Below are 17754 nucleotides of genomic sequence, written 5' to 3' on the forward strand. Positions count from 1 at the left end.
CTCCCGGTGGCTGCGCGGATCGATGACTTCGACGATAAATGTCGCCGCGTTGCACCAGGAACACCGATTCATTGCGGATATCGATGCGAAAATGGCGAAATATTGCGTTCGACCCTCGAGGAGCGACGTGGACGACATCGATCGACGCATTCTGGCCGAACTGCTCACCCACGCCAGGGCCTCCTTCCAGGAGATCGGCTCGGTCGTGGGGCTGTCGGCGCCCGCGGTGAAACGACGGGTGGACAAGATGGTGGCCAGCGGCCAGATCACCGGATTCACCGCCCAGGTCAATCCGGCGGCGCTGGGTTGGACCACCGAGGCCTATGTCGAGGTGTACTACCGCGACAACATCTCCCCCGCCGAACTGCGCCGCACACTCGAGCCGATCCCCCAGGTCGTCGGGGTGTGGACGATCGCGGGCGAGGCCGACGCGCTCGTGCACGTGATGGCCACCGACATGGCCGAGATCGAGGTGACCGTCGAACGGATCAGGGAGAACGCGCGGGTCGGGCGCACCCGCAGTTCGCTGGTGATGTCGCGCATCCTGGAGCGGCCGCGCACCTGAGATCCGGCGCGCGACACCCAGGTTCTAGGGTTGTGCGCATGTCCGACGTGCGTGCCAGCTACCTCACCGACGGGGCCGAGATCTATCGGCGCTCGTTCGCGACGATCCGCGCCGAAGCCGATCTCGCCGGGTTCCCCGCCGACGTCGAACGCGTGGTGGTCCGGATGATCCACGGCTGCGGACAGGTCGACCTCGCCGCCGACATCGCCTACACCCCCGGCGTGGTCGCCGCCGCGCGCGCCGCCCTGCGCGCGGGCAAGCCGATCCTGTGCGACGCGAACATGGTGGCCTCCGGTGTCACCCGCAAGCGCCTGCCCGCCGACAACCCGGTGCTGTGCAATCTCGCCGACCCGCGCGTCCCCGAGCACGCCGCACGCCTGGGCAATACTCGCTCGGTGGCCGCGCTGGATCTGCTGCGCGAGCAGTTCGACGGCGCGGTGATCGCCATCGGCAACGCCCCCACCGCCCTGTTCCACCTGCTCGACATGCTCGACGCCGGGGCACCGAAACCGGCCGCGATCATCGGCATTCCGGTCGGCTTCATCGGCGCCGCCGAATCCAAGCAGGCCCTCGTCGACTTCGGCGGGGTGGAGTTCCTGACCGTGCGCGGCAGGCGCGGGGGCAGCGCGATCACCGCCTCGGCACTCAACGCGATCGCGAGCGAACAGGAGTGAGCGAGATCAGCACCGGCAAACTCTGGGGTATCGGCCTGGGTCCCGGCGACCCGGAACTGGTGACGGTCAAGGCCGCCCGGATCATCGGCGCGGCCGACGTGGTCGCCTTCCACTCCGCCCGCCACGGCCGCAGCATCTCCCGCGCCATCGCCGCGCCGTACCTGCGGGCGGGCCAGCTCGAGGAGCACCTGGTCTACCCGGTGACCACCGAGACCACCGACCATCCCGGCGGCTACCAGGGCGCCATCGACGAGTTCTACGAGCAGGCCGCCGCGCGCCTGGCCGTGCACCTGGCCGCGGGTCGCAGCGTGGCGCTGCTGGCCGCCGGTGACCCGCTGTTCTACAGCTCCTACATGCACATGCACCGCCGCCTGGCCGACCGGTTCGAGGCCGAGATCGTGCCCGGCATCACCTCGGTCAGCGCCGCCTCGGCCGCGCTGGGGACGCCGCTGGTGGAGGGCGAGCAGGTCCTCACGGTGCTGCCGGGCACCATGCCCGTCGACGAGCTCACCGAGCGGCTGCGCCACACCGACGCGGCCGCGATCATGAAGCTCGGGCGCACGTTTCCCGGTGTGCGCCAGGCACTCTCGGATTCCGGTCGGCTCGCCGACGCCTACTACGTCGAACGGGCCAGCAGCACGCGCGAACGCGTGCTCGCCGCGGCCGAGGTCGACGAGTCCGACGTGCCGTACTTCGCCATCACGGTGGTACCCGGCCCGGCCCCGACACTGCCCATCGCCACCCGGACCGCCCCGCGCGCACACGCCACCGCCGCCGTGACGACACCGCCTGCCGCGGCGTCCGATTCGGTGTCGGCCCAGCCCGCGTCGTCCGATCCGGCCCTCGCCGATCCAGATACCGCGCCCGCGCCGATCGGCGAGGTCGTCGTCGTCGGGCTCGGCCCCGGCGACACCGCCTGGACCACCCCCCAGGTCACCGAGGCGCTCGCCGCGGCAACCGATCTGGTCGGCTACACCACCTACATCGACCGCGTCCCCGAGCGCCCCGGCCAGCGCAGGCACGCCAGCGACAACAAGGTCGAGTCCGAACGGGCCGCCATGGCCCTGGATCTGGCCAAGCGCGGGGCCAGGGTCGCGGTGGTGTCCTCGGGTGATCCGGGCGTGTTCGCCATGGCCGCGGCGGTGCTCGAGGTCTCGGCCGAACCACAGTTCGAGGGCGTCCCGGTGCGGGTGCTGCCCGGCCTGACCGCCGCCAACGCGGTCGCGAGCCGGGTCGGCGCGCCGCTGGGACACGACTACGCGATGATCTCGCTGTCGGACCGGCTCAAGCCGTGGGAGGTCGTCGCCCAGCGCCTCGCGGCGGTGGCCGCGGCCGATATGGCCATCGCGATCTACAACCCGGCATCCTCGCAGCGACGCCACCAGGTCGCGGCCATGCGCGAGATCCTGCTCGCGCACCGGGCGCACGAGACGCCGGTGGTGGTCGGCCGCGATGTGGGCGGACCGACCGAGTCGGTGCGGGTGGTCACCCTGGGCGAACTCGACCCCGACGAGGTCGACATGCGTACCCTGCTGATCATCGGCGCGTCCACGACCACCGCGTTCGACACCCCGGCGGGCACCCGGGTGTTCACGTCCCGGAGGTACCAGGCGTAACGTTCCACATAGGAATGTAGTTCGAAGGGAGACGACCGTTGACCGGCACCGCGACTCGACGCCGCCCGCTGAACTCCACCGCGGCCTCGCTACTCGGGTTTCTGCACGAGGGCCCGATGTCGGGCTGGGACCTGGCGACCCAGGCCCAGCAACGCATCGGCGACTTCTGGACCATCACCCAGAGCCAGGTGTATCGCGAGCTGTCCAGCATGGACACCGCGGGCCTGGTGACCAAGGGGGAACGCGGCGCCCGCGAACGCACCCCGTATCGGATCACCGAGGACGGTCGCGAGGCGTTCGCCGAATGGATCGCGCGCGACCCCGGCGCCGAGACCATCCGGGTGCCGCTGCTGCTCACGCTGTCCTTCGGCGAGCACCTCGACCCGGTGCACCGCGATCGGATCATCGCCGCCAACAAGAACATCCACCAGGATCGCCTCGACCGCTACCTCGACGAGGACCCCACCGGTCTGGCCCCGAATCAGCGCGCCACGCTCGAGTTCGGTATCGCCTACGAGCGCGCGGTCCTGGAGTGGTTCGACCGGCTGCCGACGATCTTCGCCGGAACCCACCCGCGCTGACGCTACGACACCGCGTGCGCGGCGGTGGCCCGCAGCCAGTCGACCGCCCCGGCGACCTCGTCCACCGCGATCGCTCCGGCGGGCAGGGCGGGCCGGTCGATCATGATCACCGGCAGCCCGGCGGTGCGGGCAGCGGCGATCTTCGCCTCGGTCTGCTCGCCACCGCTGTTCTTGGTGACCAGCACGTCGATGCGGTGGCGCGACATCAGCACCAGTTCCTCGTCGAAGGTGAACGGTCCCCGCGCCAGCAGCAGTTCGTAGCGCGCGGGCAGCGGTGCCTCGGGCGCGTCGATGGAGCGGATGACGAACCGGTGCCCGGCGCACGCGGCGAACGCGCCGACGCCCTGGCGGCCGATGGTCAGCAGCACGTTCTCGTCGTAGGCGGTGAGCACAGCGGCCGCCGCCGCGAGATCGGGCACCCGGGTCCACAGATCGCCGGGCCGCCGGGCCCATTCCGGGCGCCGCAGGTGCAGCGCGGGAATGCCGAGATCGCGCGCGGCGGTGGCCGCGTGCGCGCTCACCCGGGCGGCGAAGGGATGGGTCGCGTCCACGACGGCATCGATCGCGTTCTCGCGCAGCCAGGTTCGGAGGCCCTCGACACCACCGAACCCACCCACACGTACCGGACCGACGGGCAACCGCGGATTGGCGACCCGCCCGGCGAGGGAGGACACGATGTCGAGTCCCTGTTCGCCGGACGCGATCCGGGCCAGCTCCCGGGCTTCGCCCGTGCCGCCGAGGATCAGGACCCTCAGGGCTGCCCGCCGAAGTAGGCCGAGCCCGCGTCGATCAGCGAGGGTCCACCGGCCACGAGCAGGCCGATCACGCCGCCGATGATGGCGCCCGGGATGATGGTGACGATGCCGATCGCGCCCAGCAGCGCGCCGATGATCGCGCCGACCAGGGCGCCGGTGGAGGCGCGCTGCAGCTCGGCCATGAACCACTGCTGCGAGCCGATGTCCTTGGCGGCGACCGTCTTCGGGGTCAGTGTCAGGCGGGTACCCTCGGCGTCGACGGTGGCGGCGATCTCGGTGGCGGCGCCCTCGACGGTGCCCGACAGCGGCACGGTCGCGACGACCTCGCCCGCGGCGTTGGTCAGCGTGACCGAGGCGGCGTCGGCGGCCAGCGCGAAGGCGCCACCGGTGACGGTGGTCACGACCGAGGCGCCCGCGTCGACGATCTCGGCGCGATAGTCGATGCCACGGTCGGTGCCCCGCACGGCGGGCGCGGCCTGCTCCTGCACGGCGGGGGCCGCAGCGGCGGGTTCGGCGGCCACGGGGGCGGCGGCGATGCCGGTCGCCGCGACGGCCAGCAGCGCGGGGGCGGCGAGCTTCGAATACTTCATGTCTCTCCCCATCACGGAAATCGAACCGGGAGGATTTCCCCGGAACGGCCCCGACCCTACCCCCGAGGCACGCAACTCACACCTTCGGTTCGTAACTTTCACGGCCGCGAGACCCTGCGCGAACGCGGTCACCGTGATCTGCGTGTGATCTGCCCGTGATCGTCGAAAGGGGGTCGACCAGCGGTTTTTGTGACAATCCACTGGGCCACCGGCAGGTGCGGTCGCCAGGCGGTGAACCCGCCGAGCGGTTCAGCACGGTAGACCTGGAATTTGCGCAGCGCGCCGCCGTGGGTGGCGGCCCAGTCCAGCAGCAGCGCTTCCGATTCCGCCGTGACCGCGTTGGCGACCAGCCTTCCCCCAGGTCGCAGGCGTTGCCAGCACCGCTCGAACAGGCCGTCCTGGGTGAGTCCGCCGCCGAGAAAGATCGCGTCCGGCGCGGGAAAGTCGGTCTCGGTCAACTCCGCGCGCACCTCGCCGCGCACCGTGATTCCCGGCACACCGAGCGCGTGCGCGTTGCGCGTGATCTGTTCGCGGCGCGCGGGCAGTTGTTCGAAGGTGACCGCCCGGCACCGTGGATTCGTCCGGCACCATTCGATGGCGATGCTGCCGGAACCGCCGCCGACATCCCAGAGCAGTTCGCCCGGCGCGGGCGCCAGGGCGGTGACGGTCAGGGCGCGGACCTCGGCTTTCGTTAGTTGACCGTCGCCGGTGTAGGCGGTGTCGGCCAGGCCGGGCAGGCGCGTGTCGCGGCGGTGGCCCGGATCGAGGACGGCGTCGATCGCGACGAGATTGAGGGGGTCGCCGGGCGGATGCGCCCAGGTGGCGGCGGTGCCGGTGCGGACGGCCTCGGCCGGGCCGCCGAGTTGGTCGAGCACGGTCAGGGTCGAGGCGCCGAATCCGTTGTCGCGCAGCAGCCGCGCGAGGTGGGCGGGGGTGTCGGCGTCCTCGCTGAGCACCAGCACGCGACCACCGTCGGCCAGTGCGGGCAGGACCGTGGGCAATGGCCGGGCGACCACGCTCACGACGGGTGTCTCGGCCAGCGGCCAGCCGAGTCGCGCGCAGGCCAGGGAGGCCGAGGAGGGTTGCGGGAAGACCCGGAGCGCGTGCGCGCCGAAGCGGCGGGCCAGGGTCACACCGATGCCGTAGAACATGGGATCGCCGCTGGCGAGCACGCCGAGACGGCGGCCGTCGTGCCGGGCGAAGAGTTCGGCGAGCGCGGGTAGCAGCGGGGTGGGCCACGGGACCCGTTCGGCCGGGCCCGCCGGGAGCAAGGCCAGTTGACGCGGTGAGCCGAACACGACCTCGCAGCCGGTGATCGCCGCCTTGGCCGCTTCGCCCAGACCGGACCAGCCGTCCGCGCCGATCCCGGTCACCACGATGGGGTGACCGGTCCAGGGTTCGGTCACCGTGGCATCCGGCGCCAGATGGACTGTGGTACCAGCTTGATCACGAAGAACACGAGGGCCAGACGGCCGGGAATCGCGACCCGCGTCGCGCCCTTGCCCAGGGCACGGACCACCGCGTCGGCGACCTGGCCGGGGGTGCTCGGCATCGGGGCGGGGTCCATGCCGGTGGTCATCCGGCCGATCACGAAGCCGGGCCGCGCGAGCAGCAGCTGGACACCGGTGCCGTGCAGGGCGTCACCGAGGCCGCTGGCGAAGCCGTCCAGGCCCGCCTTGGCCGATCCGTAGACATAGTTCGCCCGGCGCACCCGCACCCCGGCGATGGAGCCGAACACCACGATCTGCCCGCTGCCCTGGGCCCGCAGGAGGGTGGCGAGGGTGGTGAGCACGCTGACCTGGGCGACATAGTCGGTGTGCACCACCGCGACCGCGTGCGCCGGGTCCTGTTCGGCGCGGGCCTGATCGCCCAGCACGCCGAAGGCCAGCACCGCGGTGCCGATCCCGCCGTGTTCGGCGGCGATCTTCTCCAGCAGCGGGGCGTGGGCGGCGGTGTCGTCGGCGTCGAATTCGACCGTGTGCACCGCGCTCGCCCCGGCGGCGCGCACCTGCTCGGTCTCCTCGGTCAGCGCCTCGGCGCGCCGCGCCGCGAGGATCACCACGCGACCGGGCGCGAGCCTGCGCGCGATCTCCAGGCCGATCTCACTGCGCCCGCCCAGAACCAGGACCGGACCGTCCATCTGCTTTCCCATGCGCCCAGTCTGTCACCCCGAGCATCGGCCGCCGACGCGCTGCCACACTTCGGACTGCGCTCGTTGCCCGCTCCCGCGCGGCGCCGCGCTGCCCGCCGGGGCTACCGTCGTCCCATGCCGACGACCACCGCCCAGCTCTCCCCCGCCGCCCTCGACTTCGTCACCGAACGCCACCTGGCCACCCTGACGACCCTGCGCGCCGACGGCACCCCGCACGTCGTCGCGGTGGGCTTCACCTGGGACCCCGACAGCGGGATCGCGCGGGTGATCACCGACGGCGCCTCGGTGAAGGCGCGCAACGCGGCGCGCGGCGGGTACGCGGCGGTCAGCCAGGTCGAGGGCCCGCGGTGGCTCACCCTCGAAGGGCCCGCGACGGTGCTGGACGCCTCGGCGGACGTGGCCGAGGCCGTGCGCCGCTACACCGCCCGCTACCGGGTGCCCAGGGAGAACCCGACGCGCGTGGTCGTCGCGATCCAGGTGCGCCGGGTGCTCTCGTCGAGCACGCTGAAATAGGCCGTCGCGGAAGGGGTCACAGCGTGGTGAGGCCGTGCGGACGCTGGTTCATCGACTCCACCCCGTCCTCGGTGACGACCACGATGTCCTCGATGCGCGCGCCCCAGCGGCCCCGGAAGTAGATGCCGGGCTCGATGCTGAAGGCCATGCCCGGTTCGAGCACCAGGTCGTTGCCCGCCACGATGTAGGGCTCCTCGTGCACCGACAGGCCGATGCCGTGGCCGGTGCGGTGTACGAAGGCGTCACCGAGGCCCGCTTCGGCGAGCACGGTCCTGGCGGCGGCGTCGATGGATTCGGCGGTCACCCCCGGCCGGACCGCGGCCACGGCGGCCGCCTGCGCCTGCTCGAGCAGGGCCACCTGGTCGGCGACCTGCTTGCTCGGGGTGCCCAGTACGTAGGTGCGGGTCGAATCCGAGTAGTAGCCGGGCTCGACCGGCCCACCGATATCGATGACGACCACATCGCCGGACTCGATCGTGCGGTCGGACACCTCGTGGTGCGGGTCGGCGCCGTGCGGGCCGCTGCCCACGATGACGAAGGCGGCCTCGGTGTGACCCTCCTCGACGATGGCGGCGGTGATGTCGGCGGCGACCTCGGCCTCGGTGCGGCCGGGACGCAGGAATTCGCCCATCCGCGCGTGCACCCGGTCGATGGCCGCGCCCGCCCGGCGCAGCGCCTCGATCTCGGCCTCGTCCTTGATCATCCGCGACCGGCGCAGCACCGGGGTGGCCGAGGCGGGCAGGCCGGTGGTGGACTCGGCCAGGGGAATCAGGTGCAGCGCGGGCATGGCATCGGCCACGGCGATGCGCGATCCGGCGTGCAGCGTCGAGTGGACCAGCTGATACGGATCGACGCCGTCGACCCAGTCCAGCACCCGCAGCCCCAGTTCCCCGGCCGCGGAACCCTCGAGCGAGGCCAGTTCGAGCTTCGGGATGACCACCGAGGGGGTGGCGCCGTCGGAGGTGATCACCAGACAGGTGAGCCGTTCGAAGGACTGGGCCCGGGAACCGATCAGATACTGCAGGTCGGGGCCCGGCGTGATGAGCAGGGCGTCCAGATGCGCCGCGCGCATCGACTCGACCGCCTGTTCCAGCCGCCTGGCGTAGACCTCCGCCGCGAACCTTGCCTCCGTGTGCGCGCTCATAGCAGGCGACGTTACCCGCGCGAGGGCGCCGCTCGCAGAATCGGTGACCGGATCGTGCCACGCGGTCGGGTCCGGGTCGCGCCCGCACCGGCGCCCGGCCACGGGGCACAATCACCGGTGTGACCGTTGACCAGACCTCCCCCGGCCCCCTGCTGATCCTCGACGGCGCCAGCCTCTGGTTCCGCGCCTACTACGCGATCCCCGACAAGCTGCGCGCCGCCGACGGCCGCTCGGTGAACGCGCTGCGCGGCTTCACCGACATGGTCGCCTCGCTGATCACCAAGCACCGGCCGAGCAGGCTGGTGGTCGGGCTGGATCTGGACTGGCGGCCGCCGTTCCGGGTGGCGCTGGTGCCTTCGTACAAGGCGCACCGCCTCGACACCAGCGGGGACGCGGCGCCGGGCGCCGAGGAGGTGCCCGACACTCTGACCCCGCAGGTCGAGATGATCCTGGAGGTGCTCGCGGCCGCCGGGATCGCGACCGGCGGCGCCGAGGGTCTGGAGGCCGACGACGTGCTGGGCACCCTGGCCAGCCGCGAGCGCACCGATCCGGTGATCGTCGTCAGCGGCGACCGCGACCTGCTCCAGCTGGTGCGCGACGAGCCGACCCCGCCGGTGCGGGTGCTCTACGCGGGCCGCGGCCTGGCCAAGGCCGAACTGTTCGGCCCGGCGGAGGTGTCGGCGAAGTACGGTGTGCCGGAACAGAACGCGGGCCCGGCCTACGCCGACATGGCCACCCTGCGCGGCGACGCCTCCGACGGTCTGCCCGGCGTGAGCGGCATCGGCGACAAGTCCGCCGCGCAGCTGATCTCCCGTTTCGGTTCGCTCGACGCCCTACTGGCCGCCGTCGACGATCCCGCCTCCGACCTGGCAAAGGGCGTGCGCGCGAAACTCGTCGCCGCCCAGGACTATCTGGAGGTCGCCGCGCCGGTGGTACGGGTGGTGCGCGACGCCGAGGTGATCCTCTCGCGCCCGGACACCCTGCCCACCGGACCCGCCGACCGCGCGGCATTGCTGGCGCTGGGCAGCGCCTACAACGCCGAGAGCCCGGTCGCCCGGTTGATCACCGCGCTCGAGCTCTGAACGCGACCGGGCCGCCCACGCGTACGTGGGCGGCCCGGAAAGCGCGGTGCGACAGCCTAGTTCGGGCGGCCGACCTCGTAGGTACCGTCGTCCTTGGTGATCTTCACGGTGACCTGCTTGGCCTCACCGCTGACCTTCAGGTCGCAGGTGAAGGTCGCGTCGACCTCGACGGCCTGACCCGACGGGCACGACACATCGGAGACGTCGGCGATGCCGTAGGAATCCTTGAGCACGCGCGCGACACCGTCCTGCACGGCCGCGTTGTCGAGCTCGTCGGAGGACAGCAGCACCAGCAGCAGCCCGATCACGGCGGCGACCACGAGCACACCGGCCACGATCAGCCCGATCAGCAGGCCCTTGCTCTTGCCACCGGACGGCGGCGGCTGCTGGCCCCACTGCTGCTGCGGCGCGCCCTGCTGACCCCACTGCTGTTGGGGCTGCTGCCCCCACTGCTGCTGGGCGTTGGCGGCCTGGGAGTTCCAGTCCTGCGGCGGCGGCTGGGTCTGCCCCCACTGCTGCTGCGGGCCGGTCGGCTGCTGCGGTTGCTGCGGCTGTCCCCACTGCTGCTGCGGCGCGGGCTGCTGCGGCTGACCCCACTGCTGCTGGGGCTGCTGTGCGTTCGGGTCACCCCAGTGCTGGGTGGGCTGCGCCTGCTGCGGCGGCTGGGCCGCACCACCCCAGTGCTGCGTGGGACCGGCGCCACCGGCCCCCTGCTGACCCCCCCAGTGCTGGGTGGGATCGTTGCTTCCCTCCCCTGGGCCGTTCGGTCCGTACGGGCCGCTCATCCACTCGCCTCCACTCGCATCGTTGTACATACGGTAGCCCCCCGCGCCAGGCCAGCCGCATTCGCACGACTCCGCCATCACGGTCGGTACGCCAGGAAATCAAATCACAGCCGCCCGGATCACGCGGCGTCCACCGCGACGACACCCCGCCGGACCGCGCGCACGGCCTTGGCCGCGGTGGCCGCGATCTCCGGGTCGTCGGCGGTGTTGTGGATCTGGTCGAGCAGGTCGATCACCTGCCTGCACCAGCGCACGAAATCGCCCGCCGAGAGCGGATTGCCCTGGTCGCCGCTGGCCAGCAACGCCTCGGCCAATGCGTCCCCGCGCGCCCACTTGTAGACCCCGGTCACGAAGCCCAGATCGGGCTCGCGGGTCGGCGGCAGCTTGTGCCTGGCCTCGTCGGAACGCAGCTGCGTCCACACCGCGATGGTGGCACCGACCGCGCGCCGGATCGGCTCGGTGGGACCGGCGGCGGTCAGGTAGCCGTTCTCCGAACGGGACTCGTAGACCAGCGCCGACACCACCGCCGCCAGTTCGGCCGGACCGAGCCCACGCCACAGCCCCTGGCGCAGGCTCTCGGCGACCACGAGATCGCTCTCGGCGTAGATCCGCGCCAGGCGCCTGCCCTCGGTGGTGACCTCGCCGTGCGCGACGAAACCGCGCTCCTCGAGCAGCCCGACGATCCGGTCGAAGGTGCGCGCGAGCGAATTCGTCGTCGCGGCAACCTTCTGGCGCATCGTCTCGGTCTCCCTGGCCAGCCTGCTGTAGCGCTCCCCGATCCGGCTGAGCTGCTCGCGGTCGGGCCTGCTGTGCGCGGGATGCGAGCGCAGACTGCGCCGCAGCGTCGACAGCTCGCGGTCCTCGCCGCCGCGGGTGTGGTCGTTGCGCCTGCGCCTGCCCGGCGCGGAGATGCCGGTACCACGCAGCGCCGAGGCCAGATCGCGGCGGATGCGCGCGGTGCGGTGGTCGACCCGGCGCGGCAGACGCATGTGCCCGAGCGCCTCGGCCGGGACGGGGAAGTCGGCGGCCGAGACCCGACCGGCCCAGTGGTCCTCGGTGAGCACCAGCGGACGCGGGTCGCCGGGGGTCTGATCCGGTTCCAGGATCACCGCCAGCCCGGCCCGCTTACCCGACGGGATGGCCACCACGTCACCGCGGCGCAGCTCGATGAGCGCCTTGACCGCGGCGCCGCGCCGATCGGCTCGACCCTGCTGCTGGATCTCGCGTTCCCGCTGCTTGATGCGCTCGCGCAGCGACAGGTACTCCATGAACCCGCCGTCGACGCCGCCGAGCTGGCTCTCCAGCTTGCGCATCGCGCCCTGGTTGCGCTCGATGCCACGGACCAGCCCGACGACGGAACGGTCGGCCTGGAACTGGGCGAAGGACCGCTCCAGCAGGGCGCGGGCCTCCTGGGCGCCCATCCGGTCGATCAGGTTGATCGACATGTTGTAGCCGGGCCGGAAGGAACTGCGCAGCGGGTAGGTGCGGGTGGAGGCCAGACCGGCGACGGCGCTGGTGTCGACCTCGGGCTGCCACAGCACCACCGCGTGGCCCTCGACGTCGATGCCGCGCCGCCCCGCGCGGCCGGTGAGCTGGGTGTACTCGCCCGGGGTGAGTTCGGCGTGCGACTCACCGTTGAACTTGACCAGCCGCTCGAGCACGACGGTGCGCGCGGGCATGTTGATGCCCAGCGCCAGAGTCTCGGTGGCGAAGACCGCGCGCACCAGGCCCTGGACGAACAGTTCCTCGACGGTGTGCCGGAAGGCGGGCAGCATCCCGGCGTGGTGGGCGGCCAGGCCGCGGTGCAGCGCCTCGCGCCACTCCCAGTAGCCGAGCACCTCGAGGTCGCCCTTGGGCAGGTCGCCAGTGTGCTTCTCGATGATCTCGTCGACCCGCTCGGCGTCACCGGGCCTGCTCAGATCCAGGCGCGCGCGCAGGCACTGGGCCAGCGCGCCGTCGCAGCCCGCGCGGCTGAAGATGAAGGTGATGGCGGGCAGCAGCCCTTCCTCGTCGAGCCGGGCCAGCACCTCCGGGCGCGGCAGCGGCCGGAAATTGCCCCGGCCGCCGCGACCGCGCGGGCCACCGTAGCCCTGCATCCGGTCGGCGGCCTCGCGCTGGCGGATGAACCGCACGAGGTCCTCGTCGACGAGCACCTTCTGGTCGCTGGACTTGGTGTCGAACAGGTCGAACATCCGGCGCCCGACCATGACGTGCTGCCACAGCGGCACCGGCCTGGTCTCGTCGACCACCACGGCGGTGTCACCGCGCACGGTCTCCATCCAGGCGCCGAACTCCTCGGCGTTGGACACCGTCGCCGACAGGCTCACCAGCCGCACGTCCGGGGGCAGGTGCAGGATCACTTCCTCCCACACCGCGCCGCGGAACCGGTCGGCCAGGTAGTGCACCTCGTCCATCACCACATAGGACAGGCCGTGCAGCGAGTCCGAGGACGCGTAGAGCATGTTGCGCAGCACCTCGGTGGTCATCACGACCACGGGGGCGTCGGGGTTGATCGACTGGTCGCCGGTGAGCAGGCCGACACTGTCGCGGCCGTGCCGGGCGGTCAGGTCGGCGAACTTCTGGTTCGACAGGGCCTTGATGGGCGTGGTGTAGAAGCATTTGCCGCCGGTGGCCAGCGCCATGTGCACCGCGAACTCACCGACGATGGTCTTGCCCGCACCGGTCGGGGCGCAGACGAGCACACTGTGCCCGTCTTCCAGCGCCGCGCACGCGGTCCGCTGGAACGGGTCCAGTTCGAAGGAGATTTCGCTGGCGAACTGCGCCAACTCGTTGGCCCGCGCGGGAGAATCGGTCACCCGTCAGAGCGTATCGGAGTAGTCCGACACCGGGCGCGGGGTTTTCGTCGGGTCGTCCACCGACTGGGCGGGCGCCACCGGGTCGGGGGTGCCCAGCGGGGAGGCTTCCTCGTCGGAGAGGGTGCCCCACTCCTCGCTGCCCGCGCGGCGAGCCCGGCGGGCGTCGTTGATCCGGGCGAACTGCACCGCGAACTCGAACAGGACCGTCAGCGCGACGGCCAGCGCCAGCATCGAGAACGGGTCCTGCGGGGTGACGATGGCCGCGAAGACGAACAGGCCGAAGATGATGCCGCGCCGCCACGCCTTGAGCTTGGTGTAGGGCAGCACACCGACGAGGTTGAGCCCGATGATCACCAGCGGTGTCTCGAAGCTCACGCCGAAGATGATCAGCAGCTGGATGATCAGCCCGAAGTACTCGCTACCGCTGAGCGCGGTGATCTGGACGTTGTCACCGATGGTGAGCAGGAACGCCAACGCGTGCGAGACCACCAGGTAGGCCAGCACCGCGCCCGCCGCGAACAACACCGTGCCCGACACCACGAAGCCCACCGCGTACCGGCGCTCCTTGGCGTACAGGCCCGGGGTGATGAACGCCCACAGCTGATACAGCCAGAACGGCGCCGCCAGCACCACACCGGCGGTGAAACCGACCTTCAAGCGCAGCATGAACTGTTCGAACGGCGCGGTGGCCAGCAGGCGGCAGGCGCCGTCGGGGCTCAGGCTCGCGCGGGCCGATTCCGGCAGCGCGCAGTAGGGGCCGCGCAGGATCTCGCCCAGGCTCTCGATACCGAGGAAGGAGTGCGCGTACCAGAAGAAGCCGATGAGGGTGGTGACCGCGATGGCGGCCAGGGCCAGCAACAGCCGGGTGCGCAATTCCTGCAGGTGCTCGACCAACGACATGGTGCCGTCGGGATTCGTCCTGCGCTTGCTGCGCCGGGGATCGAACGGAATGCGCATGGTGGGTGGTGGCCTCTAACCCTCGACGTCGGCGGATGCTCGCGAAACAGCACTCGACCCCGGAGCGGTCGGTGGCCACCCCGGGGAGAACGCCGAGGTCAGAGCGTCTTGTGGCTCTGCTGCTGGTCGGCGATCGGTGCCTGCGCCTGCGGTGCGGACGCGGGCAGCTGCTGCGGCGCGGCCGGGGTGGCGGCCTGCGGCGCCGGGGTGGTCGACTCCGACTGCATCTGCCCGACCTCGCTCTTGAAGATGCGCAGCGAGCGGCCGAGTCCACGCGCCGCGTCCGGAAGCCGCTTCGCGCCGAAGAGCAGGACGAACAGCAACGCGATGATCAGCAGGTGCGTCCAGCTGAACGTGCCCATTATCAGTTACCTCCAAAGACTGTGGTGAGTACCGATGCTACCCGGATCGCCACCGGCGCGGACGCGTGGCCGCAGCGGTGTTCGCCACGCGTTCAACCGCGAGCGGTGCGACGGCCGTGGTCAGCTCGGCCAGCAGACGGCTGCCACCGAAGCGGCCGGGGTCACCGGATTCGGCCACCCGGATCAGTTCGACGAGCCGCCGGTTGACCGGGGTCGGCCTGCCGACCATCTCGCCGAGCCGCACGATTTCCCCGCACAACCACGCGATTTCGGTGCGCCTGCCCAGGGCGAGATCGTCGGCCATCGACGAGCGCGCGAGCGGGTCGATGGCCAGCACCCGACCGAAGACCCGGCGGAAGATCGGGTCGGGCACCCGCAGCAGCCGCACCATCAGTTCGGGCGGCACGGGGGTCAGCCGGGCGGGCCGAATTCGCGCAGTGTTCATCACCGCGAGCGCTTCGGACTGGGCCAGCGCGAGGCAGCGCCGGTAGTCGCGCTCGCTCAGTTCCTCGCGCAACGGCTTGCCCGACAGCGCGTTGATCGGGTTGTTGAGATTGAGCAGCAGCTTGGCCCACTGCACCGGGCGCAGGTCGCGGTAGCGGCGTAGCGGCACGCCCGCGGCACGGAACTGGTCGGCGAACCGGTCGACCACCGGGTCGTCCTGGATGGCCACGATGCCGTCGCTGGCCCGATGGAACCGACCCTGGCCGCGGTGGACGACATTGAACATGACCATGCCCGCCATCACCAGGCTGGTGGGCAGGATCTCGCGGATGAGGGTGTCGTTGCCGATGCCGTTCTGCAGGCTCACCACCGGCGTACCGGGACGCAGCCGCCCGGCGACCGAGCGCACCGCCGCCGCGGTGGCGGCCGATTTCACGGTGACCAGCACCAGGTCGGCCTTCTCCGGTTCGTCGGGGGCCAGGGCCAGCCCGAAGCGGTCCGGGGCGACCTCGGTCTCGCCGCCGTCGAGGTCGGTCAGGCGCAGCCCGTGCTCGGCGATGTCGTCGAGCACCCGCTGACGGCCGACGAAGATCACTTCCATGCCCGCGGCGGCCAGATGACCGCCGAGGTAGACCCCGACGCTGCCCGCGCCGAGGACGAGTACACGCTGGTTCACGCCGGTTCGTTCTCCCCGGACAAGCCCGCGGCCGCGTAGGCGGCCAAGGCCGCGTCGGCGCGGTCGCGCACCGCCGCGACCAGCTCCGGGGGACCGAGCACCCGCACCCCGGTCCCGAAGCCCAGGAGTAATCGCGCCATCCAGTCGGGCGAGGCGAAGCGCATGCCCGCCTCGATGCTGCCGTCGGGACGCGACTCGATGCGGTGCATCGGGTACTGGTCGAGCACCCAGGCGTAGTCGGCGCGGATGCGCAGGCGGGCCAGCGGCACGTCGGGGTCGTCCTGGAACAGGTCCAGGGCGGCCGCGTCGGCGGCGGCGTGGCTGGGCGGACGGGCGGGTTCGTCGAGTTCGGTGGCGTCCTCGATACGGTCGAAGCGGAACAGCCGCACGCCCTCGGCCTGACGACACCAGGCCTGCAGGTAGCTGTTGTTGTCGACGAGCACCACCCGGATCGGGTCGACGATGCGCTCGGAGACCTCGTCGCGGCTGGCCGAGTAGTAGACCAGCCGCAGCGCGTGCGCGTCGGCCAGTGCCGCCCGGACGGTCGCCACGACGGGCTCCTCGATCGGGGCGGCGGCCGGTTTGCCCGCCACCGCGGCGTCGCCGCTGGCGATGGCCGATTCGATCTTGGCGATGGCGGCGTGCGCGGCGGTCGGGTCGACCATGCCGGGCATCTCCACGATCGAGCGCAGCGCCACCAGCAGCGCGGTGGCCTCGGTGGAGGTGAGCCGCAGCGGGCGTTCGATGCCCGCGGAGAAGGTGACCTCGATGCTCTCCTCGGAGAACGACAGGTCGATCAGGTCGCCGGGACCGTAGCCGGGCAGCCCGCACATCCACAGCTGGTTGAGGTCGCTCATCAGCTGTTTGGTGGTCACGCCGAGTTCGGCGGCCGCCTCGGCCGCGCTGATGCCCGGGTGCGCGAGCAGGTACGGCACCATGTTCAGCAGGCGTGAAAGGCGTAGGGACAGGCGCGAACTCACGACGTCACCTCCGTGTGGTCGAGTACCGACCGTAGCCGGTCCATCACGTCGGCGCGCAGTTCCGGTGGTTCCAGGACCAGAACATCGGGGCCCAGGCCGGTGATCAGCCGGGCCACCCAGTCGCGGGAGCGCACCGGGACCTCGACCACCGTGCCGGAGCGGCCACCCAGATCGCGGGACTCGCGTTCGGTGCCGATGCGGCGCAGTTCCCGGCCGCGCCCCTTGGCGACCCACACCGTCGCCGTGCCGGTGACGGGCGCGTCCCCGGTGACCCGGTCGACGATCGCGCGCAGATCGGTGTGCTCGGGCTTGCGCACCACATTGTCCGGACCGTAGGGCGTCACCTCGCCGCCGATGCGCGAGAGCCGGAAGGTGCGCACCGCGTCGCGTTCGCGGTCGTGGCCGACCAGATACCAGCGCCCGTGCCGGGTCACCACGCCCCACGGCTCGACATCGCGGGTGACGAACGGATCGGTGATGGCGCTGTGATGGCCGAAGCGCACGGCCCGCCCGGCGTCGATCGCGGCGAGCAGCGCCCGCAGCACCGGCTCGGAGCCCCGGGTGCGCGCGGGCACGGCGGGCACCGAGACGCCGACATTGTCGGTCTCCACGGTGACACCGGCCGCGCGCAGCTTGAGCAGCGCGCCCTCGGCCGCGCCCGCGAGCTCGGGTGAGGCCCACATCTGCACGGCGACCGCGACGGCAGCGGCTTCCTCGCTGGACAGGTCGATGTCGGGCAGCTCGTAGGCGTCCCGGTTGATCCGGTACCCCTCGAGCGTCGAGAACCGCCCGACCGGGCCGACTTCGAGCGGAATGCCCAGGTCGCGCAGTTCGTTCTTGTCGCGCTCGAACATCCGGCTGAACGCCTCGTCGGTCGCGGAGTCCTCGTAACCGGCCACGCTGGCGCGAATACGCTCCGCGCTGAGGAACTGCCGGGTCGACAGCAGCGCGATGACCAGATTCATCAGCCGCTCGACCTTGGATATCGCCACGCGATAGAGGGTAATGGTCGTGCCCGGGTGGCGGCGCGTCGGCGCACAGTTGTGCACCGACGCCGCCGCC

The 17754-nt window shown here is 71.6% G+C and carries 18 protein-coding genes; 6 read left to right on the forward strand and 12 right to left on the reverse strand.

Going from position 1 to position 17754, the window contains the following annotated elements:
* The first annotated feature begins 91 nt into the window (after nucleotides 1-91).
* From QC180_RS28960 to QC180_RS28975, 4 genes are read left to right on the forward strand one after another with little or no spacing between them, the layout of a single operon-like run.
* Nucleotides 92-565: an Lrp/AsnC family transcriptional regulator gene (locus QC180_RS28960; protein WP_278266034.1), complete on the forward strand. Its 474-nt coding sequence runs from the start codon at nucleotides 92-94 to the stop codon at nucleotides 563-565.
* 38 nt (nucleotides 566-603) lie between these two features.
* On the forward strand, nucleotides 604-1239 hold the full coding sequence (locus tag QC180_RS28965) for a precorrin-8X methylmutase (protein ID WP_278266035.1): 636 nt from the start codon (nucleotides 604-606) through the stop codon (nucleotides 1237-1239).
* A 5-nt stretch (nucleotides 1240-1244) separates the two neighbouring features.
* A complete protein-coding gene (gene cobJ, locus QC180_RS28970; protein WP_278266077.1) occupies nucleotides 1245-2855 on the forward strand; it encodes a precorrin-3B C(17)-methyltransferase in 1611 nt (536 codons plus the stop codon).
* 38 nt (nucleotides 2856-2893) lie between these two features.
* Entirely contained in the window at nucleotides 2894-3436 is a 543-nt protein-coding gene (locus QC180_RS28975; RefSeq protein ID WP_278266036.1) for a PadR family transcriptional regulator, read from the forward strand.
* Nucleotides 3437-3438: 2 nt separating this feature from the next.
* Here QC180_RS28975 and QC180_RS28980 read toward each other — a convergent pair whose 3' ends face one another.
* The 4 genes from QC180_RS28980 to QC180_RS28995 form a co-directional block, all read right to left on the reverse strand.
* On the reverse strand, nucleotides 3439-4191 hold the full coding sequence (locus tag QC180_RS28980) for a cobalt-precorrin-6A reductase (RefSeq protein WP_278266078.1): 753 nt from the start codon (nucleotides 4189-4191) through the stop codon (nucleotides 3439-3441).
* Nucleotides 4188-4781 (reverse strand): DUF8020 domain-containing protein, encoded by a 594-nt coding sequence (locus QC180_RS28985; RefSeq protein ID WP_278266037.1) that lies wholly within the window; start codon nucleotides 4779-4781, stop codon nucleotides 4188-4190. The genes QC180_RS28980 and QC180_RS28985 overlap by 4 nt, the downstream gene beginning before the upstream one ends.
* A 128-nt stretch (nucleotides 4782-4909) precedes the next feature.
* Complete coding sequence (gene cbiE, locus QC180_RS28990) at nucleotides 4910-6205, reverse strand: precorrin-6y C5,15-methyltransferase (decarboxylating) subunit CbiE (protein ID WP_278266079.1); 1296 nt, start codon at nucleotides 6203-6205, stop codon at nucleotides 4910-4912.
* Nucleotides 6184-6933 carry a decaprenylphospho-beta-D-erythro-pentofuranosid-2-ulose 2-reductase gene (locus tag QC180_RS28995; protein WP_278266038.1) on the reverse strand — a complete coding sequence of 250 codons (750 nt, stop codon included), beginning with the start codon at nucleotides 6931-6933 and terminating at the stop codon, nucleotides 6184-6186. The genes cbiE and QC180_RS28995 overlap by 22 nt, the downstream gene beginning before the upstream one ends.
* 114 nt (nucleotides 6934-7047) lie before the next feature.
* Here QC180_RS28995 and QC180_RS29000 point away from each other — a divergent pair, with 114 nt between their 5' ends.
* Nucleotides 7048-7446 carry a TIGR03618 family F420-dependent PPOX class oxidoreductase gene (locus QC180_RS29000; RefSeq protein WP_278266039.1) on the forward strand — a complete coding sequence of 133 codons (399 nt, stop codon included), beginning with the start codon at nucleotides 7048-7050 and terminating at the stop codon, nucleotides 7444-7446.
* A gap of 16 nt (nucleotides 7447-7462) precedes the next feature.
* Here the strand turns inward: QC180_RS29000 and QC180_RS29005 are convergent, their stop codons facing one another.
* Nucleotides 7463-8590, reverse strand: a complete 1128-nt coding sequence (locus QC180_RS29005; protein ID WP_278266040.1) for a M24 family metallopeptidase — start codon at nucleotides 8588-8590, stop codon at nucleotides 7463-7465.
* Nucleotides 8591-8709: 119 nt separating this feature from the next.
* Between QC180_RS29005 and QC180_RS29010 the strand changes: the two genes are divergently transcribed.
* Nucleotides 8710-9672 carry a 5'-3' exonuclease gene (locus tag QC180_RS29010; protein ID WP_278266041.1) on the forward strand — a complete coding sequence of 321 codons (963 nt, stop codon included), beginning with the start codon at nucleotides 8710-8712 and terminating at the stop codon, nucleotides 9670-9672.
* A 56-nt stretch (nucleotides 9673-9728) separates the two neighbouring features.
* On the opposite strand, the gene QC180_RS29015 is transcribed toward QC180_RS29010, so the two are convergent.
* The 7 genes from QC180_RS29015 to QC180_RS29045 form a co-directional block, all read right to left on the reverse strand.
* Nucleotides 9729-10457, reverse strand: coding sequence for a DUF4333 domain-containing protein (locus QC180_RS29015; protein WP_278266042.1), 729 nt, complete (start codon nucleotides 10455-10457; stop codon nucleotides 9729-9731).
* 119 nt (nucleotides 10458-10576) lie between these two features.
* The gene (locus QC180_RS29020; protein WP_278266043.1) at nucleotides 10577-13273 is read right to left on the reverse strand and encodes a DEAD/DEAH box helicase; all 2697 of its coding nucleotides are present in this window, start codon (nucleotides 13271-13273) and stop codon (nucleotides 10577-10579) included.
* 3 nt (nucleotides 13274-13276) lie between these two features.
* Nucleotides 13277-14230 (reverse strand): twin-arginine translocase subunit TatC, encoded by a 954-nt coding sequence (gene tatC, locus QC180_RS29025; RefSeq protein WP_278266044.1) that lies wholly within the window; start codon nucleotides 14228-14230, stop codon nucleotides 13277-13279.
* Nucleotides 14231-14328: 98 nt separating this feature from the next.
* A complete protein-coding gene (tatA, locus tag QC180_RS29030; protein ID WP_278266045.1) occupies nucleotides 14329-14592 on the reverse strand; it encodes a Sec-independent protein translocase subunit TatA in 264 nt (87 codons plus the stop codon).
* 37 nt (nucleotides 14593-14629) lie between these two features.
* Nucleotides 14630-15712: a 2-dehydropantoate 2-reductase gene (locus QC180_RS29035; RefSeq protein WP_278266046.1), complete on the reverse strand. Its 1083-nt coding sequence runs from the start codon at nucleotides 15710-15712 to the stop codon at nucleotides 14630-14632.
* Nucleotides 15709-16692, reverse strand: a complete 984-nt coding sequence (locus tag QC180_RS29040) for a helix-turn-helix transcriptional regulator (protein WP_278266047.1) — start codon at nucleotides 16690-16692, stop codon at nucleotides 15709-15711. The genes QC180_RS29035 and QC180_RS29040 overlap by 4 nt, the downstream gene beginning before the upstream one ends.
* Nucleotides 16689-17684, reverse strand: coding sequence for a helix-turn-helix transcriptional regulator (locus tag QC180_RS29045; protein ID WP_278266048.1), 996 nt, complete (start codon nucleotides 17682-17684; stop codon nucleotides 16689-16691). Before QC180_RS29045 ends, QC180_RS29040 begins: the two co-directional genes overlap by 4 nt.
* Between the last annotated feature and the right edge of the window lie 70 nt (nucleotides 17685-17754).

Origin of the sequence: Nocardia anocheti, assembly GCF_029675105.1 — a bacterium.
In the GTDB taxonomy this organism is placed as follows: domain Bacteria; phylum Actinomycetota; class Actinomycetes; order Mycobacteriales; family Mycobacteriaceae; genus Nocardia.